Annotated in this window: 26 protein-coding genes and 2 tRNA genes; 12 read left to right on the top strand and 16 right to left on the bottom strand. The window is 69.3% G+C overall.

The window, feature by feature from the left end:
* Positions 1-226: 226 nt before the first annotated feature.
* Together ACWEOE_RS40840 and ACWEOE_RS40835 are read right to left on the bottom strand one after the other, a co-directional pair.
* Positions 227-736: an O-acetyl-ADP-ribose deacetylase gene (locus tag ACWEOE_RS40840; RefSeq protein WP_452019001.1), complete on the bottom strand. Its 510-nt coding sequence runs from the start codon at positions 734-736 to the stop codon at positions 227-229.
* A gap of 22 nt (positions 737-758) precedes the next feature.
* Entirely contained in the window at positions 759-3,617 is a 2,859-nt protein-coding gene (locus tag ACWEOE_RS40835; RefSeq protein WP_452018999.1) for an ATP-binding protein, read from the bottom strand.
* Positions 3,618-4,052: 435 nt separating this feature from the next.
* Here ACWEOE_RS40835 and ACWEOE_RS40830 point away from each other — a divergent pair, with 435 nt between their 5' ends.
* Entirely contained in the window at positions 4,053-5,156 is a 1,104-nt protein-coding gene (locus ACWEOE_RS40830) for a S1 family peptidase (RefSeq protein WP_452018997.1), read from the top strand.
* 95 nt (positions 5,157-5,251) lie between these two features.
* On the opposite strand, the gene ACWEOE_RS40825 is transcribed toward ACWEOE_RS40830, so the two are convergent.
* Positions 5,252-5,656, bottom strand: coding sequence for an SsgA family sporulation/cell division regulator (locus tag ACWEOE_RS40825; RefSeq protein WP_452018995.1), 405 nt, complete (start codon positions 5,654-5,656; stop codon positions 5,252-5,254).
* A gap of 241 nt (positions 5,657-5,897) precedes the next feature.
* Positions 5,898-6,368 carry an Lrp/AsnC family transcriptional regulator gene (locus ACWEOE_RS40820; protein ID WP_452018993.1) on the bottom strand — a complete coding sequence of 157 codons (471 nt, stop codon included), beginning with the start codon at positions 6,366-6,368 and terminating at the stop codon, positions 5,898-5,900.
* Positions 6,369-6,622: 254 nt separating this feature from the next.
* Here ACWEOE_RS40820 and ACWEOE_RS40815 point away from each other — a divergent pair, with 254 nt between their 5' ends.
* Entirely contained in the window at positions 6,623-7,582 is a 960-nt protein-coding gene (locus ACWEOE_RS40815; protein WP_452018992.1) for a beta-ketoacyl-ACP synthase III, read from the top strand.
* 206 nt (positions 7,583-7,788) lie between these two features.
* Here the strand turns inward: ACWEOE_RS40815 and ACWEOE_RS40810 are convergent, their stop codons facing one another.
* Positions 7,789-8,286 (bottom strand): MarR family winged helix-turn-helix transcriptional regulator, encoded by a 498-nt coding sequence (locus ACWEOE_RS40810; protein WP_452018990.1) that lies wholly within the window; start codon positions 8,284-8,286, stop codon positions 7,789-7,791.
* A gap of 86 nt (positions 8,287-8,372) precedes the next feature.
* Here ACWEOE_RS40810 and ACWEOE_RS40805 point away from each other — a divergent pair, with 86 nt between their 5' ends.
* Positions 8,373-9,320: a hypothetical protein gene (locus tag ACWEOE_RS40805; protein WP_452018988.1), complete on the top strand. Its 948-nt coding sequence runs from the start codon at positions 8,373-8,375 to the stop codon at positions 9,318-9,320.
* On the opposite strand, the gene ACWEOE_RS40800 is transcribed toward ACWEOE_RS40805, so the two are convergent.
* On the bottom strand, positions 9,317-10,795 hold the full coding sequence (locus tag ACWEOE_RS40800) for an adenylate/guanylate cyclase domain-containing protein (RefSeq protein WP_452018986.1): 1,479 nt from the start codon (positions 10,793-10,795) through the stop codon (positions 9,317-9,319). The genes ACWEOE_RS40805 and ACWEOE_RS40800 overlap by 4 nt on opposite strands.
* 89 nt (positions 10,796-10,884) lie before the next feature.
* On the opposite strand from ACWEOE_RS40800, the gene ACWEOE_RS40795 reads away from it, so the two are divergent.
* Positions 10,885-11,373, top strand: a complete 489-nt coding sequence (locus ACWEOE_RS40795) for an FBP domain-containing protein (RefSeq protein ID WP_452018984.1) — start codon at positions 10,885-10,887, stop codon at positions 11,371-11,373.
* Between the two features lie 536 nt (positions 11,374-11,909).
* Here ACWEOE_RS40795 and ACWEOE_RS40790 read toward each other — a convergent pair.
* A complete protein-coding gene (locus tag ACWEOE_RS40790; protein WP_452018982.1) occupies positions 11,910-12,608 on the bottom strand; it encodes a FadR/GntR family transcriptional regulator in 699 nt (232 codons plus the stop codon).
* A gap of 65 nt (positions 12,609-12,673) precedes the next feature.
* Between ACWEOE_RS40790 and ACWEOE_RS40785 the strand changes: the two genes are divergently transcribed.
* On the top strand, positions 12,674-13,030 hold the full coding sequence (locus tag ACWEOE_RS40785) for a VOC family protein (protein ID WP_452018980.1): 357 nt from the start codon (positions 12,674-12,676) through the stop codon (positions 13,028-13,030).
* 53 nt (positions 13,031-13,083) lie between these two features.
* Positions 13,084-13,311 carry a hypothetical protein gene (locus ACWEOE_RS40780; protein ID WP_452018978.1) on the top strand — a complete coding sequence of 76 codons (228 nt, stop codon included), beginning with the start codon at positions 13,084-13,086 and terminating at the stop codon, positions 13,309-13,311.
* A gap of 71 nt (positions 13,312-13,382) precedes the next feature.
* Here the strand turns inward: ACWEOE_RS40780 and ACWEOE_RS40775 are convergent, their stop codons facing one another.
* Genes ACWEOE_RS40775 through ACWEOE_RS40760 form a run of 4 tightly spaced genes read right to left on the bottom strand, consistent with a single transcriptional unit; the run spans position 13,383 to position 16,487 of the window.
* Positions 13,383-14,147 carry an ESX secretion-associated protein EspG gene (locus ACWEOE_RS40775; RefSeq protein ID WP_452018976.1) on the bottom strand — a complete coding sequence of 255 codons (765 nt, stop codon included), beginning with the start codon at positions 14,145-14,147 and terminating at the stop codon, positions 13,383-13,385.
* An 8-nt stretch (positions 14,148-14,155) separates the two neighbouring features.
* Positions 14,156-15,556: a hypothetical protein gene (locus ACWEOE_RS40770; protein ID WP_452018974.1), complete on the bottom strand. Its 1,401-nt coding sequence runs from the start codon at positions 15,554-15,556 to the stop codon at positions 14,156-14,158.
* Positions 15,553-16,182 (bottom strand): DUF3558 domain-containing protein, encoded by a 630-nt coding sequence (locus ACWEOE_RS40765; RefSeq protein ID WP_452018972.1) that lies wholly within the window; start codon positions 16,180-16,182, stop codon positions 15,553-15,555. Before ACWEOE_RS40765 ends, ACWEOE_RS40770 begins: the two co-directional genes overlap by 4 nt.
* Positions 16,179-16,487 (bottom strand): hypothetical protein, encoded by a 309-nt coding sequence (locus tag ACWEOE_RS40760; protein ID WP_452018971.1) that lies wholly within the window; start codon positions 16,485-16,487, stop codon positions 16,179-16,181. The genes ACWEOE_RS40765 and ACWEOE_RS40760 overlap by 4 nt, the downstream gene beginning before the upstream one ends.
* Before the next feature lie 396 nt (positions 16,488-16,883).
* Here ACWEOE_RS40760 and ACWEOE_RS40755 point away from each other — a divergent pair, with 396 nt between their 5' ends.
* The gene (locus ACWEOE_RS40755; RefSeq protein WP_452018969.1) at positions 16,884-17,645 is read left to right on the top strand and encodes a sulfite exporter TauE/SafE family protein; all 762 of its coding nucleotides are present in this window, start codon (positions 16,884-16,886) and stop codon (positions 17,643-17,645) included.
* Here the strand turns inward: ACWEOE_RS40755 and ACWEOE_RS40750 are convergent.
* From ACWEOE_RS40750 to hisC, 3 genes are all read right to left on the bottom strand, one after another.
* Positions 17,631-17,807 (bottom strand): DUF397 domain-containing protein, encoded by a 177-nt coding sequence (locus ACWEOE_RS40750; RefSeq protein WP_452018967.1) that lies wholly within the window; start codon positions 17,805-17,807, stop codon positions 17,631-17,633. The genes ACWEOE_RS40755 and ACWEOE_RS40750 overlap by 15 nt on opposite strands.
* Positions 17,794-18,678 carry a helix-turn-helix domain-containing protein gene (locus ACWEOE_RS40745; protein WP_452018966.1) on the bottom strand — a complete coding sequence of 295 codons (885 nt, stop codon included), beginning with the start codon at positions 18,676-18,678 and terminating at the stop codon, positions 17,794-17,796. The genes ACWEOE_RS40750 and ACWEOE_RS40745 overlap by 14 nt, the downstream gene beginning before the upstream one ends.
* A 93-nt stretch (positions 18,679-18,771) precedes the next feature.
* A complete protein-coding gene (gene hisC, locus ACWEOE_RS40740) occupies positions 18,772-19,827 on the bottom strand; it encodes a histidinol-phosphate transaminase (protein WP_452018964.1) in 1,056 nt (351 codons plus the stop codon).
* A 104-nt stretch (positions 19,828-19,931) separates the two neighbouring features.
* On the opposite strand from hisC, the gene ACWEOE_RS40735 reads away from it, so the two are divergent.
* From ACWEOE_RS40735 to ACWEOE_RS40715, 5 genes are all read left to right on the top strand, one after another.
* Positions 19,932-20,564 carry a dienelactone hydrolase family protein gene (locus tag ACWEOE_RS40735; protein WP_452018962.1) on the top strand — a complete coding sequence of 211 codons (633 nt, stop codon included), beginning with the start codon at positions 19,932-19,934 and terminating at the stop codon, positions 20,562-20,564.
* Between the two features lie 51 nt (positions 20,565-20,615).
* Positions 20,616-22,607 (top strand): acetoacetate--CoA ligase, encoded by a 1,992-nt coding sequence (locus ACWEOE_RS40730; protein WP_452018960.1) that lies wholly within the window; start codon positions 20,616-20,618, stop codon positions 22,605-22,607.
* A gap of 42 nt (positions 22,608-22,649) precedes the next feature.
* Complete coding sequence (locus ACWEOE_RS40725) at positions 22,650-24,359, top strand: phosphatidylglycerol lysyltransferase domain-containing protein (RefSeq protein ID WP_452018958.1); 1,710 nt, start codon at positions 22,650-22,652, stop codon at positions 24,357-24,359.
* A gap of 76 nt (positions 24,360-24,435) precedes the next feature.
* Positions 24,436-24,525, top strand: a tRNA-Ser gene (locus tag ACWEOE_RS40720).
* Positions 24,526-24,567: 42 nt separating this feature from the next.
* Positions 24,568-24,641 (top strand) — tRNA-Arg (locus ACWEOE_RS40715).
* A gap of 187 nt (positions 24,642-24,828) precedes the next feature.
* Here ACWEOE_RS40715 and ACWEOE_RS40710 read toward each other — a convergent pair.
* Positions 24,829-25,449: a GPR1/FUN34/YaaH family transporter gene (locus ACWEOE_RS40710; protein ID WP_452018956.1), complete on the bottom strand. Its 621-nt coding sequence runs from the start codon at positions 25,447-25,449 to the stop codon at positions 24,829-24,831.
* A 509-nt stretch (positions 25,450-25,958) separates the two neighbouring features.
* On the bottom strand, positions 25,959-26,240 hold the full coding sequence (locus tag ACWEOE_RS40705) for a hypothetical protein (RefSeq protein ID WP_452018954.1): 282 nt from the start codon (positions 26,238-26,240) through the stop codon (positions 25,959-25,961).
* Between the last annotated feature and the right edge of the window lie 125 nt (positions 26,241-26,365).

Raw genomic sequence — 26,365 nt, 5'->3', positions numbered from 1 at the left:
GGCTCTCTCACGATCATGGGACTTCGACAATCTCATGATCAACAGAGACCGTGCCCGCCCTGCAACCAGCCCACACGACTTTGCCGGAACCCTGCTCAGGGAGGGCGGGGGCTGTGTGTCGGATGGCCGGGGATGGCAACAAACCCGGCACCCGGTCGAGGTGACCGGGCGCCGGAGGATCGCAGGGGCCGGGGCCAGCAGAGGCGCGGCTCACCCAGCCCGAGACCTAAAGCGCAGCCTCGAAAGCGTCATAAGCACCCTGATCGAACAACACGAACCGCACCACTTCGAACGCCGAGGTGTCCGCAGATCGCACCGTCTCCACGGCAATCCGCGCCGCGTCCGCGATCGGCCATCGGTACACGCCCGTGGAGATCGCCGGAAACGCCACCGAGCGAGCGCCCAGCTGCGCCGCCACCGTGAGCGAGTTGCGGTGGCAGTCGGCCAGTAGCCGGGAACGATCTTCCGACGCGGACCACACCGGCCCGACCGTGTGGATGACCCAGCGCGCCGGCAGGCGGCCCGCGGTGGTGGCGACGGCCTGGCCGGTGCGCAGGCCCTTGCCGTAGTGGCCGGCGCGCAGGGTGCGGCAGGCGGCGAGGACGTCGGGGCCGCCCTTGCGGTGGATGGCGCCGTCGACGCCGCCGCCGCCGAGGAGGGAGGAGTTGGCGGCGTTGACGATGGCGTCGACGTGTTGTTCGGTGAGGTCGCCGAGGATCAGGTCGATGGGGGCCATGAAGAACAGGGTGTCATGAAACCTAGAGCGCGGCGTCGAGGTGCCGGCCGACGTCGGCGCGGCCACGGGCGCCGAGTTTGCGCAGGACTTTCGCCACGTGTTGTTCCACGGTCCGCGGAGACAGGAACAAGCCGTCGGCGATTTCGCGGTTCGTCCGGCCCTCCGCGAGCATCCGGGCCACCTCGCGTTCTCGCGGGGAGAGTTCCCGGCCGTAGCCTCGGCGCCCGCGCTGGGAGGGGGCCCAGGCACCGTGCTCGCGCAGCAAGTGGTGGCAGCGCCCGGCGTCGCGGGTGGCGCCGAGGCGTTCATACGCGCGGGCCGCGGCCGAGAGGGCTTCGACGGCCGGGCGTTGGCCCGCCAGCAACCGAAGACAAGCGGCGCGTTCGAGCATCGACGTGGCCAGGTACGGCATGGGCAGGCACGCGTAAGCCGAGGCGGCGGTGTCGAAAGCGGCTGCGGCGGCGAGGTGTTTGCCGCGGGCGCCCGTCAGGATCGCCCGGCCCGCGTGCAGGGCACCAAAGGCCAGCGGGGCATCGCGACCTGCAATACCGCGGCCGAACTCCTCGACGAAGGCGTCGGCGTCCGACCAACGGCCCGCGCGGGTGAAGGCCTCGGCCGCGGCCGGCACCAGCGACGCGGCCCACACCCAGACCCCCTTGCGGCGCGCGGCGTCCACGGCGACGTCGGCGACCGAGCACGCGCCGGCCACGTCGTCGCTCGCCAAGTGCACCCCGATCAGCACCGACGCGGCCGCCAGCACCACCGGGATCGGCCCGTCGGCGGGCGCGAAGGCCACCGCGAGGTGGTCGGCCGCGGCCGCGAACTCACCCCGCACGGCCGCCAGTCCGCCGAGCACCAGCGACGTCTCCATCACGATCGGCGCGAGCTGCGGGTACCGCGAACGCACGTCCTCGGCCGTCTGCGCGAGCCCGTCCCAATCGCCGCGGAACCACGCCAGCCGCGCGTGCGTGCTCTGAATCAGGCCGGTGGTGTACAGCGCCCCCGCGTCCGAAGCGCGCCGTGTGCCCTCCTCGACGAGCCGCGCGGCCCGGTCGAGGTGTCCGGCCCACGACTGCGCGTCGGCCAGGTTGCACCACAGCCGCGCGAGCTGCACGCGCTCGGCCACGCTGTCACCGATGTCCGGCAGGGCCTCGAACTCCTGCCACGACGAGCCGTCACCGAGGTGCGACGCGTTGGTGATCCGGTCGACCGTCAACGCCAGCCGCAGCTCCGGGTCCGTCAGTCCGGAGTGGACTTCCCGGGCGCGCCGCCACCAGTTTTCGTGCCACGACAGGGGAGTGAGGCCATCGAGGGGCTGCGCGAGCAGGTTGATCCCGCGTGCCGCCAGCTCAGGCCGGTCGGCGAGCTCGGCGACGGCCCGCTCCACTTCCTCACGCCCGTGCGTCAGCCGTCCGAGCGTGCGCACCAGCAGCTGGCCCAGCGAAAGCCGGATCGTGCCACGCACGGCCGGTGGCAGCGGCCGCTCCTCGAGAACCCGCTCCAGCGTCTCGATCACGTCGGGGCGGAAGCCGCGCAGCGCCACCTGGCTCAGCTTCGTGGCCAGCCGCCCGACGTCGTCCGCCGCCGGCAGCGCGGCCTGCAGCAGGTCGATCGCGCGGGACGTCTCGCCGTGGGAAATGGCCTCGTCGGCCGCCGCTTCCGCGTAACGAAGCCATTCCCGCGTGCGCCCGGCCGCGTGGGCGTGCTGCGCCAGCACCAACGACGACGGCTCCGGCAGCTCGGCCAGCACCCGCATGGATTCGGTGTGCAGCAGCGTCCGCTCGGGGCCGCTCACCACGTCGTACACAGCCTTGCGCGCGAGCGGATGCCGGAACCCGTAACGGTTTTCGCCCAGCTCGGCCAGAAGCCCACCGGCCAAAGCGGCCAGCAGTGCCGGCCGCACGGTGTCACCGAGCCCGGCAGCTTCGGCCAGCGTCTCCGGCCCGGCGGGCACCGCCAGCACGGCCGCTGCCCGCGTCAGCTGCGCCGCGTCGGCGGGCAACGCGGCCAGCCGCTCGGTCACCGACTCCCGCAGCGGCGCCGGCACCTCCAGGTTCTCCAGCAGCCGATCCGACAGCCCCTCGCCCACGGGCAACGGAACGTTTCGCAACGCCCGCAACGTTTCCTCGACCACAAACGGAACCCCGCCCGTGCACTCGTGCAGCTTCGTCGCGAACTCGTCGCTCACCCGCGGCAGCTCGAGCACGTCGACAGCCATCGCCCGCACCGCCGCGACGTCGAGCGGCCCGAGCGCCACCCGGGCCACGTGGACCGTGGGCGCCACCCGCACCGGCGCGCCGAGCGGACCCGGCCACGGCTGCGCGCCCGTGCGGTACGCGGCCACCACGGCCAGCTCCGGCGGCAGGTCTGCGGCGAGGAACCGCATCAGGTCCTGGGTACCCTCGTCGGCCCACTGCAGGTCGTCGACCAGCAGAATCGTCGGCCCACACGCGACGAACAGCTCCCGCACGGCGCGGAACACCCGGTGCCGCTGCGCGCCCGGGTCGTCGAGCGGCTCGGGCGTGGGCGGCAGCCGGTCGGCCAGCTCCGGCAGCAACGGCCGCAGCACCCCGGCGACCGGGCTCAACGGCCCCAGCTCGCCCGCCGCGTGCAGCGCTTCCAGCACCGGCCCGTACGGGAACGGCTCGCGCAGCGGCTGGCAGCCACCCCGCAGCACACGACCGCCCGCGAACTCGGGTCTTCGCGCCAGCTCCGCCAGCAGGCGCGTGCGGCCCATCCCCGGCTCGCCCTCCACGAGCACGGCCGCCGGCCGGTGCGTGAGCACCTCCACGACCGTGGCGAGCTCCCGATCGCGGCCCGTGAAAATCGTGGGCCCGGTGCGCACGGTGACGGACGTCGGACGGGAACCGGCCTGCCACATGTCGCCCTCCCTGCGCGCTTGTCCGTTTCGCCGGGAGCCTAAGCAGCGTTCGGCCGCTCGTAAACCAACCGACTACCTGCACCTCCACACCCGACTCACACGTCTGCGTACCGAGCGTCACCGGATGGCAGACGGATCTTCGGCAGAGGTTCACCATGCGTACGGAACATCTGGTCACTCCCCGTTCCTGGGGTGCATACCACGTTCCGGGCATAGAATGCGCTACGCAAAGTAGTTGCTGGAATCCCTACTTATGGACGGTATCGAGGCTCGCTACGACGTCCGGAGCAGGGCGTTCGGCCAAGGGGAATGCGTATACCTATCCGCGCCGGGCCCTTATTGCAGTGGATTGGACCACGCTGCACGCTCTCACCCCGGGGGAGGGAATGCGCCGCGTGGCCGCACCGGTGCCGCGCGTAGTCACGAGGGAGCAGCATGAAGATCATCAGATTCCTCGGTATCGCCGCTGTCGCCGCCGCGACGGCGGGCACGATGGCCGCGGTCACGAGCCCGGTCGCGGGTGCCACCTTGTTGAACCCCGACATGGTGCCGGCGATGCAGCGCGACCTGGGCCTGACCCACGACCAGGCCATCGCCCGGCTCGCCGCCGAGGACTCGGCCACGAAGGTGGGCCAGGCGCTCGAAAAGTCGCTCGGCGCGAGCTTCGGTGGCGCGAGCTACGACGCGGCCACGGGCAAGGCGCGTGTCGGCGTGACCGACGCCTCGCTCGTCGAGAAGGTGCGCGCGGCGGGCGCGGAGGCGCAGGTCGTTCGCTACAGCGCGCGGCAGCTCGATTCGAGCGTCGCCAAGCTGAACGCGGGGGAGAAGACCGCCCCGCAGTCGGTCACGGCGTGGGGTGTGGACCCGGCGTCGAACCGCGTCACGATCACCGTCCTCAAGGGACAGCGGGCGGCGGCGGAGAAGTTCGCGCGGCAGTCCGGTGTGGACACTTCGGCACTGCAGGTCACGGAGACCACCGCCAAGCCGCAGCTGCACTACAACGTGCTCGGCGGTGACGCGTACTACATCGGCGGCTCGTCGCGCTGCTCCGTGGGTTTCTCCGTGAACGGCGGCTTCCTCACCGCCGGCCACTGTGCCGCGCTCACCGGCGCGGGCCCGCTCACCGGCTACAACCGCGTGTCCATGGGCTCGTTCTCCACCTACCGCTTCCCGGGCAGCGACTACGCGTACGCACGGGTCAACAGCAACTGGACCCCGGTCGGCCAGATCAACAACGGCACGCGGGTGACGGGCTCGACGGCCGCCGCCGTCGGCGCGTCGGTCTGCAAGTCCGGCTCCACCACCGGCTGGACCTGCGGCACGATCCGCGCCAAGAACCAGACCGTGCGCTACCCCGAGGGCACCGTCACCGGCATGGTGCTCACCAACGCCCGCTCCGACCACGGCGACTCGGGTGGCTCGTTCATCTCCGGCAACCAGGCGCAGGGCCTGCTTTCCGGTGGTGACACGGTGAACACGTACTTCTACCCGATCGCCAGCGCCCTTTCCGCGACCGGCACCACGCTCGTGCGCGGCTGACCGTCCACGTAGAACAGAAGAAGGGCGGCTCGAGTGCCTCCAGAGCACTCGAGCCGCCCTTCTCCCTATACCGCCGCGGGATCGGCAGACTGCGGTCAGACGTTGCTGATCTCCTCGATCAGCCCGTCGATGTCGAAGCTCTCACTCTCGGCGCCGAGCGGGACCAGCTCGTAGGACGACTCGAGGAACGACTCGACGTCCTCGCGCTCCAGCTCGAACGACGCGTACCCGTCGGGTGACTCGATCTCCAGCGTGAGCATGGCCGGGTCCTCGGACAGGTCCGGGCGGATGCGCACGTCGCCCAGCCCGGCCGGCTCGTCGAGCCCGGTCACGAGCAGGTCACGTGCGAACGTCCACTCGATCCACCGGCCGCGCTCGGTCCGGAACGCCACGGTGACCGCGAACGGCTCGGTGGAGTGGTAGGACAGGCGGGACAGCACCGGCGTGGTGCTCTCGTTCAGCAACACGAACTGGGTCTGGTGTACGGCGTCGGTGTGCACGGCTGCTCCTGGGGTTTCCTCCGGTGGTTCGCGTCCTGCGAACTGGTCGGCAAGGAGATGATCGGCCCGGGCGCTCGTGACGCGGGTTTTGCCGCGTTCACGCGATCGGCTGCATCCGTCCTCTGTGGCGTAACACCGGCCACATACCCCTTGCGTTCGACCGCTGACCGCCCGTCACCCGAGCGGGAGACTTCCGTGCGGGGTCACGGAAGCGTCACGGTCCGATGTAGACCGTGGTGGTTCAGGCCAGGGGAAGCGTGAGCCCGACCTTCACCCGGTCCATGGCGACGCTCGTGGTGAAGTGCCGGACGTTGGGGTTGTCGAAGAACATCCGCCGCGTGAACGACTCGAACCCCGCCATGTCGGGGCAGGTCACGATCAACACGAAATCGGCCGTGCCCGTGACGTAGTAACACTGCTGCACGCAGTCGTCGCCCAGCACCTGCCGGCGGAACGCGTCGAGCACCACCAGGTTTTCGCGTTCCATCTCCACCATCACCACGAACGTCATCGAGAGCCCGAGGGCGACGGGGGACAGCACGGCGACCTCCTTCTCGATCACGCCCGTCTCGCGCAGGCGCTTGATGCGGCGCTGCACGGCGGCGGCCGAAAGGCCCACCTTCGCGCCGATGACCTCGGCGATCGTGCGCGAGTCGGCCTGCAGGCAGGCGAGGATGGCGAGGTCCAGCCGGTCGAGGTCGGGTGTGAGCACGCTTCAGGCTAACCGGGGACACCGGCCGGACGCCTCGTCTTTACCGAGGCTCACCCCGTGATCAAGAACGGGTTTGCCCAATACCTCCTATCGAGCGAACGTGAAAGAGGAGGATGAGTGACGTGTGCCACAACTGACCGGTTTACCCAGGGGTAGCCCATAGAAGTGGAGCGAGCCGGTGGAACCGCCGTCCACCGGCCGGGGAGGTAAGTGCTGTGAGTCCTGTCGGGTTTCCACCTGGTCGTACCGCTGTCGTGGCCGCACTCGGCCGCGCGCTGCCCGAACGGGTCGTGACCAACGACGAGATCGCGCAGAGCCTCGACACCTCCGACGAGTGGATCCGCACCCGCACCGGCATCCGTGAGCGCCGCATGGCCGCGCCCGGCGAGTCCACAGTGGACCTCGCCGTCGCCGCGGGCGCCGACGCGCTGGGCGACAGCTCCGTGGATGCCGTGGTGCTCGCCACGTCCACTGCCGACCAACTGTGTCCCGCCAGCGCGCCCCAGGTCGCCGCACGGCTCGGCCTCGGCACGGCCGCCGCGTTCGACGTGAACGCCGTGTGCAGCGGCTTCATCTACGCCCTGGCCACCGCCCAGGGCTTCATCGCGAGCGGCATCGCCCGGCGCGTGCTGGTGATCGGCGCCGACGTCTTCACCTCCCTGGTCGACCCCACCGACCGCACCACGGTCCCCATCTTCGGCGACGGCGCCGGCGCAGTCCTGCTGCGAGCCGGCGAGGCCGACGAACCGGGCGCGATCGGTCCCTTCGACCTCCACAGCGAGGGTGAGCTGGCGGGCCTGCTGTGGGTCGAGGCGGGCGGCTCGAAGCAGCGCTTCTCCGAGGACCAGCGCGACCACCACCTGGTCATGCAGGGCACGGCTGTTTTCCGCCACGCGTGCGCCCGCATGGCCGAGTCGTCCCGCGCCGTGCTGGACCAGGCCGGCTGGATGGTCGGCGACGTCGACCGGTTCGTCGGCCACCAGGCCAACATCCGCATCCTCCAGGCGACCGCCAAGCACCTCGGCCTCCCCGTGGACGCCGTGGTGGCGAACATCGACCGGGTCGGCAACACCAGTGCCGCTTCGATCCCGTTGGCTCTTGCCGACGCGGTGGCGGACGGGAGTTTGGTGCCGGGCCACCGGGTCCTGCTCACGGCGTTCGGGGCGGGGCTGACGTGGGGGTCGACGTTGCTGACGTGGCCTGAGCTGGGGTAGTTCGCGCGGCCTCTCTGCTCGGTCTTCGGGTCGAGTTGTGGGGTTGGGATCACTCGTCCGGGTGCTGGACAAGTGGGCTGCATCGGGCTTCTACCAGGGTTTTCGTCGGTGGGGGCCGAGAGAATGGACCTTGGGGGAGCCCCTGAGGGATGGTTGAGCCTCTGGCGCTTCACGCCTGGATGGACGTGCCCCTGGCAGCCCGCACCTCATGCCCGGATCGCCGTGCCCTTCGGCGGATACGTCCCGTCCGGATCAGCGCGCCGCAGGATCGCGCCCGCGATCGCCTTCAACTGGCGCACCTGAGTGTCGTCCAGGGCGTCGAGCACCAGCGACCGCGCCAGGTCCAGGTGGACCGGTGCGGCGTCGACCACCACGGTGTAGCCGGCGTCGGTGAGGGTGACCTCGGTGACGCGGCGGTTCGTCGGGCAGGTGGCGCGCGTGACCCAGCCCCGCTGTTCGAGCCGGGACACGACGTGGGAGAGCCGCGACAGCGACCCGTTGGACAGGCTGGCCAGCTCACTCATCGGCAAGGTCCGCTCGCGCGCCTCGGAAAGCCCGCTCATCGCCAGGTACTCGAAGTGGGCGAGGCCGACGCGCCGCCGCAGTTCGCTGTCGAGGGCGGCCGGCACCTTGATGAGCAAGCCGACCAGCGCGACCCAGGCGTCGGTCTCGGCCCGGTTCAGCCAGCGGGGTTCCGCGCTCATCGCGTCAGCGTAACAAAGCTTGAAGCTTCAATCTTGGACGCAATATGCTCAGCCCAAAACTTGAAGCTTCAATCTTGGAGGCAGTGGTGGGAGAACTGACACGTCGAGGTGTGCTCGGTGGCGCGGTCGCGGCGACGGCTCTGGTCGGCCTGGCCGTGCCGGCAGCGGCCGCCGCCAGGACCGAGGACCCCGTGCTCGAGTCCGGCCACGCGACGCCGCGGGTCATGGACCTGGTCACGCGGCTGTTCCGGGACAAGACGAGCCGCTCCGTCGACCGCACCATGGCGCACTTCGCCCGCAAGCCGATGTACTACACCGACGCCACCCTCGGCTGGTACCTGCCGACGGCCGATGCGCTGAGAGCGGTCTTCGAGCAGTACATGCCGACCTGGCCGGCCACCGCGCGCAGCTACGCGACCCGGATCATCGGCGACGAGCACAGCGCGATCGTGCAGTTCACCGACTCACCCGAGCTGTTCGGGCACGAGATCCGCATCCTCGCGGCCGTCGACTTCCGCGACGGCAAAGTGATCCGCCAGGTCGACTACTGGGACGGCCGCCACTTCGGCATCGAGGCGGCCGCCGCGCTGCGCGTGCCGCCCGCGCAGTTCCCGAGGGCCTTCGGCGAGGACGTCATCGCGTCGCAGTCCTCTTCGGTGGTGCGACAGGTCGCCGTGAAGCTCAACGCGGGACTCGGGCGCGGGGACGTGACCGGGCTGTTCACCGACGAGGCCGTCTTCGAGGATTTGGCCCTGCGCACCAGGATCGTCGGGCGGCAGGCGATCGAGCAGTACGTCACCCGCGCGGCGGCCAGCCTGCCCTACGGTCGCGGCGCGGCGATCCGGCACACCGTCGGCAGCGCGCACGGCGGGGGCTACGAGTGGGTCAACCACAGCGAGCCGGTCGACCACGGCATCATCGCCGTCGAGCTCGATGCCGGCCGGCGGATCAGCCGCTTCACCACCACCTGGGACGGTTCGCAGCTCGACGACCACACCCTCGCGCACCTGCTCGCGGCCACCGTCGAGCGTTAGTTCGTCCACGCCTCGGTCGTCTGCTGCCGCCCCCGCAGCAGCAGGGGCCCGTGGGGCAGCCAGAACTCGCGCTCGCCACCCAAGGCCGCCTTCACCGCGCCCTCGCTGGCGAGAATGCGCGACGGCACCGACTTCGCGTGCTCCGTGAGCCGCGCGGCCTCGTTCACGGCGTCGCCGATCACGGTGTACTCGAGGCGGCTCGACGTGCCCAGCTGCCCCGCGAACACCTGCCCGCACGCGACGCCGATGCCCAGGTCGAGCTCGCCTTCGGCCACCACGGCGTCGCGGATCGCGCGGGCCGCGGCCAGGGCCATGGTGGGGGCGTCGGACAGCCGGGTGGGCGCGCCGAAGATGCACAGCGCGGCGTCGCCCTGGAACTTGTTGACCAGGCCGCCGCGCGCGTCGACGGCCTGGACCACGCTGGCGAAGAACCGGTTCAGCTTCGCCACCAGCTCTTCCGGCGGCGTGCGCGACGCGAGCGCGGTGGAGTCGACGACGTCCACGAACAGCGCCGTCACCTCGCGCACGTCGCCGGACAGGGAAGCGCCGTACTCGAGGGCGTGGCGGGCGACGTCGGTGCCGACGTGCCGGCCGAACAGGTCCCGCATCCGCTCCTGCTCCCGCAGGCCGGCGGCGAGGTCGTTCACGGACGTCTGGAGCAGGCCGATCTCGCTGGAGTCGTCGACGTCGACGGACACGTCGGTGCTGCCGCGCGCGATGCGGTCGAGCGCCACGCGCAGCCGGTGCAGCGGCGCGGCGACGGCGCGGGCCAGCAGCGCGGTGCCGATCGCGCCCGTGACCAGGCCGATCACGGACAGCATGACCAGGCTGGCGGTCGGGTTGGCGCGCCCGGCGTCGGGCGGTGTCGCGACCAGCAGCACGCCCACCAGCGGCACCCCGCTGGCCAGCGCCCACGTGACGATCAGCCTGGTCAGCACCGTCACGGGCAACGCCCCGTGCGGCGGCGCCACGTCGAGCGCGATCGTCATCACCGGCCGCGCCACCCACTCCGCGGCGAGGTACATCAGGCCGACGGTGGTCAGCCCGCCGAGCCCGATCGTCAGTGCCATGCCGGCGGCGTCCTCGAACGAGCCCAGCACACCGGCGAACGTGCCCAGCGCGATCGTGCCGACGAGCCACAACGTGCCGCTCACCACGGCCATGTCCACGGGCAACCGCAGTGCTCGCTTGGCCTCGTCCGCGGACGGCGGCCGCCCGATCGTGAACCACACCACGGTGCGACGCTGCAGGTAGGCCGTCCACAACGTGCCGACGAGCAGGCTCACGGCCACGATCCCGCCCGCCGTCAGCCCCAGGACCCAGCCGCGGTCGCCCACGTCACCCGGCAGCCCCTGCAGGAGCAGCAGCAACGCCACCACACCCGACCCGGCGACACTCGACCCGATCCCCAGCGCGGCGAAGCCCAGGCTCGTGCGCAGAACCAGCCGGAACCGTCCCGCCGTTCGCCTGCGCACGCGCCCGATCGTACGGGCTCGCACTCGCAGGTGGCTCGCCGAGAAAACGCGTGGCAGGTTTCCCGGCCTGGTCACTACGGTTGACGCTCATGCAACCCCTCGACGCCGACGCGATCCGCGCCTCCTTCGTGAACTGCTCCCGCGGCGAGGCCAAGTCCGTCACCCTCCCCACCGACGTCCCCTGGCCCACCCGCGACTTCCTCGGCTGGCGGGACCCGAAGGCGCCGGGGCGGGCGTACCTGGTGGTGCCCCACGGCTCCGACGTGGTGGGCCTGTCGTTGCGCGCCGCTCCGCCCGCGGGGTCGCGGTTGCGCAGCAACATGTGCGCCTTCTGCTCGACCACCCACGCGCTCGCGGACATCACCCTGTTCACCGGCCGCCGCGCGGGCAAGCTCGGCCGGGAGGGGAACACGCTGGGCACGTACGCGTGCGCCAACCTGTCGTGCAGCGCGTACGTCCGGGGGGAGCTGAAGCCCGCCGTACCGCAACCTGTGGAGACGCTCTCCCTGGCCGAGCGAGTTGCCCGCCTGGAGGACAAGGTGGGGCGGTTCGTGGATCGGATCTTGGAGTCGCGTTAGGTCCTCGTCACGGGCATTTCGGTGACGGACACACTGAGTCGGCCACGGTGGTGAGGATCGGGTTTCGGAGCGCGCTTTGAGTCGGGGCGCTGCGGTGGACTGCTGGATCCTGGTTGGAACCCTCGGCTGCCACTGTGGTTCGGGTTCAGGCCAAGCGACGGACCTGCGCCACTGTCAAAACGACACGGGCGGTGTTGTTCGCGCCAGCCCCTCCAGACCCCGACAGGCAGCCCCCGCCCGCCCAAGGGGGGCGTCCCCATCCCATTCTATCGTTACCTGGCCCCAAAAACGGCCATGGCGAGATCTGTGGACAACTGCGCTGTCGGCGACCAGGGGTGTGGACAACTCGGAAGCCGCGGTTGACATCGCCAGCGGTTCGTATATAGGAGCAGCGCAGAGAAGCACCGTCCGCTCGAAAGGCGCCCAGCTTCCAAAACAGATCCAGTCACAGCAGCTCAGTGAAGTAATCGTCCGCCCGAGAAGGAAGGCCAAGAGATCCAGTACCAGCACAGACACCAGAACCCTGCGCCGAACTTCTACTCCGAGGAATCCTGCCCTGCCGCATAATCGTGCGCGTACGACTTGGCATCCAACAAATGCTTCAGCGTAATTTCCCGCGCAGCAGGCCCATTCGAAGCCTTCACCGCCGCCAGGATCGCGCGGTGCTCATCCACGGCCTTGCGGATCTGGCCCGGCAGCCGAAGCGCCGCACGCCGTTCCTCGCCGACGAGGGCCAGCACCGAGCGCAGCAGGTCGGCGACGTCGTCGTTGCCGGCGTTGCCCGCTATGACGCGGTGGAACTCGGCGTCGGTGGCGATGACGCGGAGCATGTCACCTTGCGCCGCCGCGGCTTCCATCTCGGCGACGTTGTCCTCGAGCTTCTGGATGGTTCGCGGTGAGTGGTTGCCGGCGAGGCGTTCGGCGAGGGTGGGCTCGACCGTGGCGCGCAGGTCGAACAGCTTCTCGACCAGCTGTTCGTGCTCGGAGAACCAGCTGCTCAGCGGCGCTTCGGTCGGCTCGCGGACGTAGGTGCCGGAGCCCGCGCGGATCTGGACGTAACCGATCGAGTCCAGCACCCGCAGCGCCTGCCGCAGCGAGCCGCGGCTGATGCCGAGCTGTTCGCAGAGGGCGCGTTCGGCGGGCAGCCTCGAGCCAGGCGGGAGCTCGCCACCGTCGATCATCGCGCGCAAGCGGTCGACGGTGGCGCTCCAGACCTGATCGGATTCGTGCGCCACGCGTCCATCCTGACAGGCGGCGGCAACCGGCGAGAAATGTCGGTGGTGTGTGCCACTGTGATCAAGTGACAGCGAAGTTCAAGGACCTGGCCCTCGACGCGGCCGACCACCAGGCACTGGCCGACTGGTGGTGCACCGCGCTGGGCTACGTCCGGCGCGACACGCTCGGGAACGAGACCCGGCCCGCCGGCTGGCCGGTCCCGATCGTCGACGTCGTCGGCGAAGGTCCGTTGATCTGGCTCAACCCGGTGCCGGAGCCGAAGACGGTGAAGAACCGGATGCACCTCGACGTTTTCGGCGACATCGGCGAGCTGGCCGCGCTGGGGGCGACGATGGTGAGGGAGAAGGGAGGCGATATCGGTTGGTGGATCATGGCGGATCCGGAGGGCAACGAGTTCTGCGTGTTCGAGCCACAGGAGTGATCTTTCGAGCTGAGGGGTAGTTCTGCGGGACCAGGCTTGCCCAGGGAGTGCCCATGAAGCCGGAGAACGGTCCCTTCCGACCGGTGCGGATGCCTTCGAAGGCCGCGCTGTGGTGCGCGATCTCGTACTCCTGGCTTGGTGTGGGGTTGGCCATGGTGGGGCTGCTCAGCCAGAACGGCTGGCGAAGCTGGGCTCAGATCAGCCTTGCGGGTGTCTGCCTTCCGGTCGCCGGCTACTGCTGGGTGCGCTTCTTTCGCGCGCGGCGAAGTCGTGACGGTTGATTGCCAGTCCGGCGTGCGCCTCTGCTCCGACCTGTTCCTCCAGGTCAGCGGCTGCACACGATCGCCGTGGATCAGGCCAGGGCGGTGGATGCCAGGTGCAGCGCCTCGATCAGGTGCGCGCGGTGTCCGGGGTGGACGTTGATGCGGGCCTGGCCGTCGGTGTTGCCGATGAACGTCAGCACGCGGCCGCGGTCCGTGAGGTCGAGGACGGACATCGGGGTGCTGCGCGCGCGGTTGCCGGCGTGGTCACGGGTGGCCACGTACAGCTGGTGGGCGGCGTCGCGGCCGGCGCGCATGAGGCGGCGGAGCTCGTCGGCGTCGTGCGAGGTTTCGTTCAGCGGGTTGTCGGACTCGTAGTCGTGGCCGACGTCGTCGAAGTGGGACTTCGGCACGCTGATCGGCGCCAGCCGCGCCGGTGGTCGCGATGGCAGGGCGTCCACGAGGTGCTCCGCGGCTTCGCGCGCCGGGATCGGGTCGAGCTGCACCGTGCGGTGATCGGTGATCAGGCGCACGGCGTCGCGGCCGGACTCGGCGACGAGGATGGCGCCGTCGTCCTCGCCGTCGCGGAAGTTGCTCCACGAGTACATCTCGCGCGAGGGCCGGGCGAGCACGCCGAGCGTCTCTTCGAACGCCCCGGTGAGCTCACCGCCGGACGTGGCCAACCCCAAGTCGTACAACGCATCCAGAGCGCGGCGCCGCAGCTCCGCCGCCGCTTCGTCGGTGCGATACGTCTGATCCGGCCCGACGACAACCGGCGGCTCACCGAGCTCGGCGACGGCCCAGGCAACGAGGAACACTGGCCGGGGTACCCGCACCGGCCTGTTGATGATGGTCATCGGTCTGCTCAGGCTCCGATGGTCGGGGGCGTCGGCGGAAGCCCGGTGTGGGGGTCGAGGAGCCGGCCGTCCGCGTCGTCGATCAACGTGAACGCCGAATCGTCGTCGATGCCGTACTTGCGCTGGTGCTCGGCGTCTTCCTCGCCTTTGCCCTTGTTGCCGGCGGCGCCCATCGCGCCGCCCATCCCCGGGGAACCCTTGGCGCCGGTCGCACCCGCCATCGCGCCCCGGCCGCCCATCGCGCCACCGCGGGCGCCTTCTTCGCTGAACGCTCCGGATCCCGCACCGCCGCTGAGGCGAGAGCCGATGCCGCCGCGTCCGCTGCTGCCGCTGCCGAACGCTCCCGAGCCACCTGCTCCCCCGGCCCCCGCCCCAGCGCCTACGCCGAACCCACCGGGGCCGAAGCCATCCGCTCCACCGCCCGTCGACGACCAAGACGGATTGCCACTACCGACCGGAAACCGCTGCCCGGGCGGCTTCACCGTCGGATCATCCAGACCGGACTTTTGCGTGCTGTCATCATCATCGTCCCCCGGCCGCCAACCCGGCCGCTCATCCTCCGGCGGCTTGCGCCCTGGCAGGTCAATCGGCCGCCCCGTCGGCGGCGGCACCACCGGCGGCGGAATGTTGGGCGGAGGCGTGGTCGGCGGGGGCGTGGTGGGCGGAGGGGTGTTGGGTGGCGGAGTGGTGATACGCGGAGGATCGACCTCGGTCCGGGAGGTCTTCGTCTTGTCGTCGTCGCTCGTGGTCTTGTGGGTGTGTTTTTCGACCTTGACCTTCGTCGCCTGCGTGATCGCCAGGTTGTCGTCGAAGTCGTTCAGCTTGCCGTAGTCGTTCTGGAGGCTCTGGCCGCTGCTCTGAGCTTGGTCTGCGTAGCTCTGGTACCGGGCGAGGTTCTGGGCAGCGAGCTGGTTGTACTGGTTGATCTTGTCCTCGGTATCGGTGTCCCACGGCGTGGCCACATCGAGGAAGTCCTTGTGTGGCGGTGTGCCCGGCATCGGCTGCAGCGCGGCCTTCATGTCGTCGAACCCGTTTGCCAGGCCGGTCAGGTTCTCACCGTTGCTGGTGTACGTCTGCGACGCGGCCGTGGTGGCTGCCGAGAACATCTTGATTCGCGCCTGCGCCGCCTCGGCCCCGTTTCCGGTCCACATGGATTCGAGGCCGCTGCTGAGCTTGTTGATGTCGGAGCTGAGCAAGTCATGGTCTTTGGCGAGACCTTTGGCCTTGTTGCCTCCATCGTGCCAGCCGGTCGCTCCACGGCTCTGCTGGATCTTTTGCACCAGTTCTGGTGCAGGGACGGATTGCGTGCCGACGTTGCCGTGCCAAACGTCGTCGGCCCAGTGCCCGAGGTCGCTGAACCGATCGCCGACCCACTTCGCGCTGTCACCGATCTTGTCGAAGAAGCTCATCGCGCACCTGCCTTCTGAAGCAGATCGGTGACGACCATGCCGGCGACCTGGTCGGCCACGTCGCACGGATCGGCTTTGCCAATTTTGGCGGAGCTGAGCGACAACGAGACGTCGAACGAGAGGTCATCGCGGATGCCGGTGCTCACCTGGCAGAAGATGTGGGGTGAGTCGGCGCTCTCCGACGAATGCGCGACCGCAGGGAACCCCTGGATCGGCTGGAGCTCGCGCCAGACGCTGACCTGCGGTTTTGTGTTTTGGTACACGCCGCTCAGGCCCTCGTGTGTCTGGGTGACGTAGCTGACGTCCAACGCAGCACCGGTGTCACTGTTGTTCCAGTGGCACGCGGGGCCAAGGCCGGCGGCGTCGTTGCGAGCGCTTTGTGGAGCGGTTCCGAAAAGCGCGTCGAGCTGCTTGGCCGTGAGAGCCTCCTGGCATGGGTCACCTGACAACACCGACGCCGGCAGCGGGTGTTCGACCTTGGGAGCGCCGCTGTGCGGCAGCGTCTCGACGGCTGAAGTGGGTGCACTACTCGCAGGGGGAGCAGCAGATCCGCCCGAGCACCCCGCAACGACAGCGAAGGCGGCCGCTGCGGCGGTGAGAGTCAGCAGCAGTCGTTTGGTTGTCACAAGAGCCCCTCGCTCTGACTTCCGCTTGCGGCGGCCTTGACGGCGGCAGTTGATGCTTCGTCAGCTGCTCCGACCTTCGCCAGCGCATCGTGCAGCTTGGTCACCAGGTCAGTCGCATACTTGAGTTCGGCTGCGACTTGTGTAGCGCCGTAATGGAACGCTCCGCCATTCGCGTTACCAACCAGAAGCTGGCTGTAGCCCGTGCTGCCCGGGTCGTCCGTAGGTGGCCGGACCTGGAGCAGCCCCTCTGCGGTGGGGCTCATCTTCTGGAGGCTGTCGCGGACGCGTTTGGCCACGGTCAACATGCTCTGAGCTTCCTCAATGCTGAGACTGAACTTTCCCCCGCTGCTGCCGACGGAGCTGGCTGGTGCCCCTGCGGAAGCGCTGCCGCCAGCGGCGGGCGCGTCTGTGATGGCGAAGTCGAGACCGGTGAGCCAGTTCGCTTCCGACGCAGGTCCAACCACTGTGTTCCCCCTCTGATGGCCTGTCAGCCCGGTTGCGGACTGTCCCCAGCGGCTACGGTAGTCGACCGGTCACCGTCGAATGAGCATTTTGCCGGATCTCGGCAAGACTCACCAGGAGCCCCCAGCAGCGATTGAATACTCTCGGTAATCGGCCATCACCCGTGGAGGACTGTCGGTCGTGACACATCGGGGCGCGGGGGTTGGGGTGGGTGCTTAGGGTGCCTGGGTGGGTGCTTTATGACGTGGTGGCACGCGGTGATCATCTTCGTTGCCGGGGTGTGGGCGGGGATGATCAACGCGGTGGTGGGGTCCGGGACGTTGGTGACGTTTCCGGTGCTCGTGGCGCTGGGGTATCCACCGATCACCGCGACGACGTCCAACGCGGTGGGGCTGGCGCCCGGGACGATCAGTGGGGCCTACGGGTACCGGGACGAGCTGACGGGGTACTGGCCGCAGGTGTTGAGGTTCTCGGTGGCGTCGTTCTTCGGCGCGATCGGGGGGACGATCCTGTTGCTGACGTTGCCCAAGGACGCCTTCGAGACGATCGTGCCGGTGCTGGTCGGGTTGGCCGTCGTTCTCGTCATCGTGCAGCCGAGGGTGTCGAAGTGGGTGCAGAGGCGGCGGGAGGCCAACGGGGTCGAGCACAAGCCCGGGCCGCTGCTTCTGGGGTTGTTGTTCGTCATCGGGATTTACGGTGGGTACTTCACCGCGGCCCAAGGCGTGATGTTGATGGCGGTGATGGGGATGCTGCTGTCCGAATCCCTGCAACGGCTCAACGGGGTGAAGAACGTCCTCGCAGCCGTCGTCAACGTGGTGGCCGGGTTGATCTACGCGATCGTCGCGCCGGTGAGCTGGCCGGTGATCGGCTTGTTGGCCGTCGGGTCGACGATCGGGGGGCAGATCGGGGCCAAGGTTGGGCGGAAGATGTCGCCGACGGTGTTGCGGGCCGTGATTGTGGTGATCGGGGTGGCGGCTGTGGTGGAGCTAGTTGTGAAGTGAGAGGAAGGCCTGCCAGGCTGCGGCAGGGACGTGGAGTTCGCCGGCTTCGCGGGACTTCGTGTCCCGGATGCCGACGACGGTGCCCAGCGCGACCTCGACGCAGTCCCCGTTGGTGTTGCCGCTGTAGCTGCTCTTGCGCCACACGAGGTCACGGGAGTTCATCGGGGCCGTCCTTCACTTGGTCGTACTCGCTTGCCAGCGCGGCAAGCCACTCGCGCGATTCTGCTCCATCCAACGCGAAACTCGCCACTTGCGCCAGCACCCGGCGGTACTCCTCGATGTCCTCCGGCTTCTCGAAGAACAGGCTGGACGTTTGGTTCTCGGTGTAGATGATGGGTCGCTGGCCGTTGTAGCGCATGACCCGGAAGCCGGTGCCCATCACGCCGTTCGGGCAGGTCCGATCGAGGACCACGCGAACGGCGCAGCGTTCCATCGAGGATGTCAGCACGAGGTGCAGGATCTGTTCATGCATAATCGCGCGGTCGGCGACCGGCGCTCGCAGGACTTGCTCATGGATGTAGAAGGTGAAGAACGGCGAATCCTTGCGCCGCAGCAAAGTCTGGCGGGCTAGCCGGGTTTGAACCCGAAGGTTGACACCTTCTTCGTCGTAGTAGCCGCCCCAGCGGAAGAGTGCTCGGATGTATTCCTCGATCTGCAGAATCCCAGGGATCACCAGCGGCTCGAACTGGATGATCTCGCTTGAGCCGGTCTCGGCGACGATCAGCGAAGGCAGCTCATCGGAGAGCCGCTCTTCGTGCGGCCGCAGCCGGTAGCCATCGTCCACCTCTCGAACGAGGCCCACCAGATTCAGCACCTCCTTGCGAGAAGCACCGCAGTTCGCCGCGAACAGGGTCGCGTCGATTTCGGTCACCCCGCGGGCGCCGCTCTCCATGCGGGAGATCTTGCTGGCCGAGAAGCCCACTCGTTTGGAGAGGTCGATCGCGGTCAGGTCCGCGCGCACGCGGAGGCGGCGAAGCTCGTCGCCGATTTCGCGTTCGCGCGCGGTGGTGTCTCGTTCGGTTGTGCCCGCCATCGGGCAAAGCTATGCCCAGCCCCAGGCAACCCGGGAGTGCGACGCGGCAAGATCAGCGGAACGGATGCCGTCCCGCCGACCCGTGCCACCCTGTCAAGCCAAGAATTCCCGCGCAGCCGCCAGGAACAGGTCGTTCTCTTCCGGGGTGCCGATCGTGACGCGGGCGCCGTCGCCGGGGAACGGCCGCACGATGAGCTTGCGGTCCAGCATGTGTTCGGCGAACGAAACCGTGCGCTCGCCCAGCGGGAACCACACGAAATTGGCCTGGGTAACAGGAATTTCGTAGCCCATGGACACCAGTGCGTCACGAACTCGGTCGCGTTCGCCGATGATCGCGCGGCAGCGGGCCATGAGCTCGTCGGCGGCATCCAGCGACGCCATGGCGGCGACCTGGGCGATGGCGTTCACGGAGAAGGCCACGTACACCTGGCGAAGCGCCTCCGCGATAGAAGCGCACGCCACGGCGTAACCGACGCGAAGGCCGGCCAGACCGTAAGCCTTGGAGAAAGTGCGCAGCACCGCCACGTTCTCATGAGTACGCGTGAATTCGACGCCATCCGGAACGGAACCGTCCGCGACGAATTCCTTGTAGGCCTCGTCCAAGACCACCAGCACGTGGGAGGGCACGGCGCCGATGAAGCGCGCCAGCTCGTCGTGCGTCAACACGGTGCCGGTGGGGTTGTTGGGGTTGCAGACGAAGATGAGCTTCGTCCGCGAAGTGATGGCCGCGAGCATGGCGTCGAGGTCCAGCCCGTGTGACGACGTCAGCGGGACCTTCACCGGCGAAGCGTGCGCGACCTGCGTGACGATGGGGTACGCCTCGAAGGAGCGCCACGCGAACATCACCTCGTCACCAGGACCGCAGACAGCCTGGATGAGCTGCTGGCACAGGGAAACCGAGCCGCAGCCGACGGCGAGGTGCTCGATGGGCACGTCCAGGTCGCGAGCGAGGCGTTCGCGCAGGGCGTGGGAGCCGCTGTCGGGGTAGCGGTTGACGTCGGCCATCGCGTCGGTGATGGCGGCACGGACGCTGGGGAGCGGACCGCCGGGCACCTCGTTGCTCGCGAGCTTGATCGCGCCTTCGATCGTCCGGCCGGGGACGTACTTCGGCAACGAATCGAGGTCGGGGCGCGGTGCGAGGGACGGCATCGTCGGTTCTCCTCGGGTCTGACGGGACGGCACGGTCACGGTATCTCGCGCCGGCCGATCCACAAAGGTTCCCAATGTTCACCTGGAGGTGATTGCATGAGGTGATGACGTCGACGAGCACCGTGGATTACCAGCGTACCGACGGCCGCGCGCTGCGCCTGACCTTCGCGGAACCCGACGGTGCCCTGCGCGGCGGCCTCGTTGTCCTGCACGAAGGCGACGGGGTCACCGACGGCGTGCTGCTGCTGGTTGCGAGCCTCGCGAACGAAGGCTGGCTCACCGTCACCCCGCACATCGACGGCGGCGAGAAGCTCACGCAGCAGGACCTGCTCGACGCGACGGACATCACACTCGAATGGCTGGTCGAGCGCGGGGTGGAGGCCGATCTGAGAGGTGTCGTCGGCTTCGATCTCGGGGGGACGGCGGCGCTGGTGGTCGCGTCGCACCGGCGGCTCGGGGCGGCGGTGAGCGTGGGCGGCCAGCGCGTGACGGAGCTGCCGCGGCTGCTGGACATCGCGGGCCACCTGACCAGTCCGTGGCTCGGCATGTACGGCGACGCCGGTGACGAAGCCGGCGGCGCCGAAGTGGAGCAGCTGCGCGAGGCGGCGGCGTCGGCGAAGGTGGCCACGAACGTGGTGCGCTACGCCGGCGCCAACCACCGCTTCGACGCCGACCCGGGCGCAGCGGAGGAAGCCTGGCAGCGCACGTTGGACTGGTTCGACGCCCACCTGCGCTGAACCGAGACACTGAGCCGAGACAAGTCTGTTAGCCGCAGTTAACATCGGCGGGTGACCCAGACTGCCGATATTCCCGAAGTGCTCTGGCGACCCGACCCGAGCCGCGTGTCCGACACCCGCATCGAAGCGTTCCGCCACTGGCTGCGGGACGAACGTGGCGTGGAAGTCGGTGACTACGACTCCCTCTGGCGCTATTCGGTGGAGCAAGTGCCCGAGTTCTGGTCGGCCGTCGCGGAGTTCTCCGGCGTGCGCTGGCACGAGCGGCCGCGCGAAGTCCTCTCGGGCGCGATGCCGAACGCCAAGTGGTTCGACGGCGGCACGCTGAACTACGCGGAACACGCCCTCACCCCGGGCGTCGCGGGGGCGGCGAAGGACGACGATGAGCTCGCCGCGATCTTCCACCGCGAAGACGGCTTCGCCGAGCAGCTCACGTACGGCGACCTTCGCGCACAGGTCGCGGCCGCGCGTGGCGCGTTGAAGGCGCTCGGCGTGGAAAAGGGCGACCGCGTGGTGGCGCTGGCGCCGAACTGCCCGCAGACGCTCGTCGCGTTCCTGGCGGCGGCGTCGCTGGGGGCGATCTGGTCGTCGTGCTCGCCGGACTTCGGCGTGCGCGCGATCTCGGACCGCTTCACGCAGATCGAGCCGAAGGTGCTCATCGCCGTGAACGGTTACGCCTACAACGGCCGCGAGTTCGACGTCACCCCCACGGTCGAGCGGCTGCGCGCGGAGATCTCGTCGCTGAGCGCAACCGTTCTCGTGAAGTACGTGGGCGAGGGGACCGTTGACGGCACCTGCGACTGGAACGCGATGCTCGCCGAACACGCCGGCACGCAGCTGACCTACGAGCCGGTGGAGTTCGCACATCCGCTGTGGGTGCTCTACTCGTCGGGCACGACGGGATTGCCGAAGGGGATCGTGCAGGGCCACGGCGGGATCGTCGTCGAGCACCTGAAAGCCCTGTCGCTGCAAGCGGATCTCGGGCCGGGCGAACGGTTCTTCTGGTTCACCACCACCGGTTGGATGATGTGGAACTTCCTCATCTCCGGCCTGCTCGTGGGCTCGACGATCGTGCTCTACGACGGCAGCCCGGGTCACCCGGACCTCAACGTGCTGTGGCACCTGGCCGAACAGCACCGCATCACGTACTTCGGCACGTCGGCGCCGTTCATCCAGAGCTGCCTCAAGGCGGGCCTCGAACCTTCGGCCCGCTACGACCTGAGTGCGTTGCGCGCCTTGGGTTCCACGGGTGCGCCGCTGTCGGTGGAGGGCTTCCGGTGGATCGCCGACAAGATCGGGAAGTCGGTGCAGATCTGCTCGGTCTCCGGGGGCACGGACCTGTGCGCGGCGTTCGTGGCGGCGGCGCCGGACGTGCCGGTGTGGCTGGGTGAGCTGTCGTGCCGGGCGCTGGGCGCGGCCGTCGCTTCGTACGACGAAGCGGGCAACTCGCTGAGCAACGAGGTCGGTGAGCTGGTGATCACCGAACCGATGCCGTCGATGCCGGTGTTCTTCTGGAACGACCCCGACGGCACGCGGCTGCACGAGGCGTACTTCGACATGTACCCCGGCGTCTGGCGCCACGGCGACTGGATCCGCGTGACCCCGCGCGGCTCGGCCGTGATCTACGGCCGCAGCGACTCCACGCTCAACCGCGGCGGCGTGCGCATGGGGACGGCGGAGTTCTACCGCGTGGTCGAGGGCTTCGACGAGGTGGCCGATTCCCTGGTCGTGGACACCTCGGCGGCCGGCAACGACGACGGGCAGCTGCTGTGTTTCCTCGTGCTCGCGCCGGGTACGCGACTCGAGGACATCGAGCCGACGCTGCGGAAGGAGCTTCGTAGCGCTCTGTCACCACGACACGTGCCCGACCGGTTCGTGGTGGTCGGCGAAATCCCCCGTACCTTGAACGGCAAGAAGTGTGAGGTACCGGTGAAAAAGATACTCTCCGGAGTCGCGCCGGAGAGGGCGGTGAGCAGGGACGCGCTGGCCAACCCGGCCGCGTTGGCCCCGTTCACCCAGCTCGCTGGGGAGCTCGCCGGACGGTGACGAAGCAGGGGGAAGCATGGCTGGGCCGTACGTGTTGCACGCGTGGTGACGGGGACGCGCGCGCAGCACACGTGGCAGGTGGCGGGTGTCACGACCGTAAAGGCGATCACGTGGGTGACCAGGCTCGCCGGCGTCCTGACGCTACTTTCCGTGGTGTTGCCCTCCGGCCGCAGCCTGCGCGGCCACCTGGCCGAGTGGCTCGAGCTGCCCCAGGAAGCGACGGTGGCGGCGGCGACCGTGGCCGTCGTCACGGGTGTGTTGCTGATCATGCTCGCGGCGGGGCTGCGGCGTCGCAAGCGGCGGGCGTGGCAGCTCGCCGTCGGCTTCGCGGTGCTGTTGACCTTGTCACACCTCGGGTTGCGGCACGTGTTCGGCGCGGGCCTGGTTTCGGTGGTGCTGCTGGTGGGGCTGATCGTGAACCGCCGCTACTTCGTCGCCGAGCCGGACCCGACGACGGGCCGCTGGCGGGCCGTGCGGGCGTTCCTGGAACTGGTGCTGGCCGGGTTCGTGATCAACGTGGTGCTGCTCTCGGTGGCTTCGGGGCGGATGCTCGAGCCGCTGAGCTTCCCCGGCCGGCTCACGCAGTCGGGACTGGCGCTGGTGGGCGTGAGCGGTCCCGCCGTGTTCCACGGGCTGTGGCTGGAGGACCTGTCAGCGGCGATCGGGCTGCTGTTCAGCATCGCGGCCGTGCTCGTGGCGGGCTACTTCCTGCTGCGCTCGGCCGAGCCCGCGCCGCGCCTGTCCGATGAGGAGCTGGCGCGGCTGCAGGCGCTGATCGCCGAGCACGGCGAGCGCGACTCCCTGGGTTACTTCGCGCTGCGGCGCGACAAGTTCGCGGTGTTCTCGAAGACCGGCAAGGCGGCCGTCACGTACCGCGTGATCGCCGGCGTCGCCCTGACGTCGGCCGATCCGCTGGGCGACCACGAGGCCTGGCCCGGCGCGATCGAGGAGTACCTGGAGATCTGCAAGCACAACGCGTGGGTGCCGGCGGCGATGGGCGCATCGGAACTCGGGGCGACGGTCTGGGCGCGCTTCGGCCTGGAGGTGCTGGAGATCGGCGACGAGGCCATCGTGGACACCGCAGGCTTCACCCTCGAGGGCCGCATCATGCGCGGCGTGCGCCAGGCCGCTTCGCGCACGCGGCGGGCGGGCTACAAGGTGCTCGTGCGGCGTTCGGAGGATCTGCGGCCGGGTGAGCTGGACGAGCTGGTGCAGTTGGCCGCGGCGTGGCGCGGTACCGAGACCGAACGCGGCTTCTCCATGGCCCTGGGCCGCATGGGCGACCCCGGCGCGGTGATCGTGACGGCCGAGCAGGGTGGGCGCGTGCGCGGAGTCCTGCAGTTCGTGCCGTGGGGCGCGCGCGGGTTGTCGCTGGACGTGATGCGCCGGGACCGTTCGGCCGACAACGGCGTGAACGAGCTGATGATCTCCGAGCTGCTGGCGTATTCGCGTGAGCACGACATCGACCACGTCTCACTGAACTTCGCCGCGTTCCGGTCGCTGATGGAACAGGGCCAGCGCATCGGCGCGGGACCCGTGGCGCGCGTCTCGGCGAAGGTACTGCACTTCTTCTCGCGCTGGATCCAGATCGAGAGCCTGTACCGCTTCAACGCCAAGTTCCAGCCGCGGTGGGTTCCGCGGTACCTCGTGTACCCGGGTGTGCGGGAACTCCCGCGCGTCGGCATCGCCACCTTCGAAGCCGAAGGCCTCGGCGGGCGTTCCCCCTGGTTGCGGCGGTTGCTGCAACGCTGATCTTCACTTTCGGGGGGTGCCTCCGAGGGGTTCTGGGGGGTGTGTAAGCTATCTGGGCAGTGGTCGACAAGGCCCAGGAGGCTTCGCCTAGTCTGGTCTATGGCGCCGCACTGCTAATGCGGTTGGGGGTAACCCCCCCTCCCGGGTTCAAATCCCGGAGCCTCCGCTGGTGCCTGTTTCGGCAGGTGCTAGATTAACAACTGAACAAGCGCCCGTAGCTCAGCTGGATAGAGCATCTGACTACGGATCAGAAGGTCAGGGGTTCGAATCCCTTCGGGCGCACGTCTGGTTGAGACAGCAATACAGAAAACCCGCCGGAGACGGCGGGTTTTCTGCTGTCCGGCGCCTTTGTGGCGTGGACGCAAGCAGACCCCGCCCAGGGCCGTGTCCAGGCGGGGTCTGCTCAGAGGTGATCCGTCGACCACCGGCCGGGTGGGCGGTGAAGAGGCACGCCCGCCCGGAGTCAGCGTCAGGTCAGCACCGGGCGGCCCAGCGGGAGGCCCTTGCCGCCGGTGGCGGCGGACATGGCGCCGAGGTACAGGTAGACGCCGACCGCGGCGAAGACGAAGCAGACGTAGCCGCCGGCGGTAGAGGCGCCCGGGGCGTTGCCCACCGTGCCGTACAGCACCAGGGCCACGGCGAGGTCGATCAGCACGAACAGCACGGTGAACATGGCAGGCAGCCGCAGCGTGCCGAGGGTCAGCAGGACGATCGTGATCAGCCAGGCGATGAGGAAGATGCCCTGCGTGGCGATGGCCGCGTCCGGGGTGATGCCGAACCAGTTGTGGGTCAGGCCGAGCACCAGCGCCGAGTAGCTCCACCAGAACCCGGCGAAGATGCCGAAGACCGAGGCGACGGCGTTCTGGCCCAGCGACAGCGCCCACACCGCGGCGACGAACTGGCCGAGGCCCGTCGCGGGCAGGATGACGGCGATCGAGGCACCGACGGCGCCGGCCGGGACGTACCCGGTCAGGACCAGGCCGAGCGCGATCGTGCCGACGATGAAGGTGGGCAGCCCGATCATGCCGGGGTCGCCCACCGGTGCGGTTCGGGCAGGGGCTTCGACTTCGGTGGCAACATCAGTGGACATCGTGTACTCCTCGTTGAGCTGCGAATGATCCTCGAGTGCGGGTCGGGTGGTGCGGTCCGACATCGGTGGGACGCGGGAGAGGCGGTGGCAACACCCGCTTTCCGTGCCGAGGGTGGGTCACCGGCGAGGGGTTGTCGTGGTGCGCCGGTTGGTGGCCGGGAAGGCCGGCACTACCCCGTTCCGCGCCGGGACGACCGGTGATCGGCCGGGCGGGGAGATGCGTGGGTCGCCACCCCTTTCCGAACCAGGTCGCCGGTGCTGGGTGAATCGCGGTGCACCGGTTGGTGATCGGGTGGACAGGCGAGTCGGGCTGAAGCGGCGGAGCAACAGGCTGGACTTCGGACTGCGCCGCGACGACCGTCGGCGGCCGAGCGGGCCGCGTTGAGTCGGGGGAGACGCGCGGCGCCACCCGTTTTCCACGCCGCGCCCGGTTCCCGGAGCCGAGGCTCAGACCGCGCCGTCACGACCATCGGCGACCGAGGGGGGCGGTGGGACCGTCCCGAAAGGCTTTACAGGGTTCTGGGCCACAGCCCCGACAGCTCGGGGTGGTCGTCGTCGATGAGACGGTGGGCCAGGGCGATCGCCTCTTTGGGGTCGATCTGGTCGAAGTCGGGATGGCCGTTGGCGAGGCCTTCGAAGACGCTCGCCAGTTGGGCCGCCGAGGCGGGGGACAGGCTGGTGTCCTGGCTGCACTGCACGTAGCGCAGGCGAAGCACCTCCGAGGCCTGCATGAGCAAGGCGCAGTAGGTGGTGCGAGCGGCCGGTGCTTGGGGTGACTCTTTGCCCTTCACGCCGACTCCTTTCTCTCGTCACAGCTCCTGGGTCAGGCGGCGCGCTTCTTGAGTTCCTTCGCGGCGGCGGCGGGGTCGGCGGCGTTGTAGATCGCGCCCCCGGCCACGGCGACGGTCGCTCCCGC

It is taken from the genome of Amycolatopsis sp. NPDC004368, from assembly GCF_053602515.1.
This window is presented reverse-complemented; position numbering and strand designations above follow the sequence as displayed.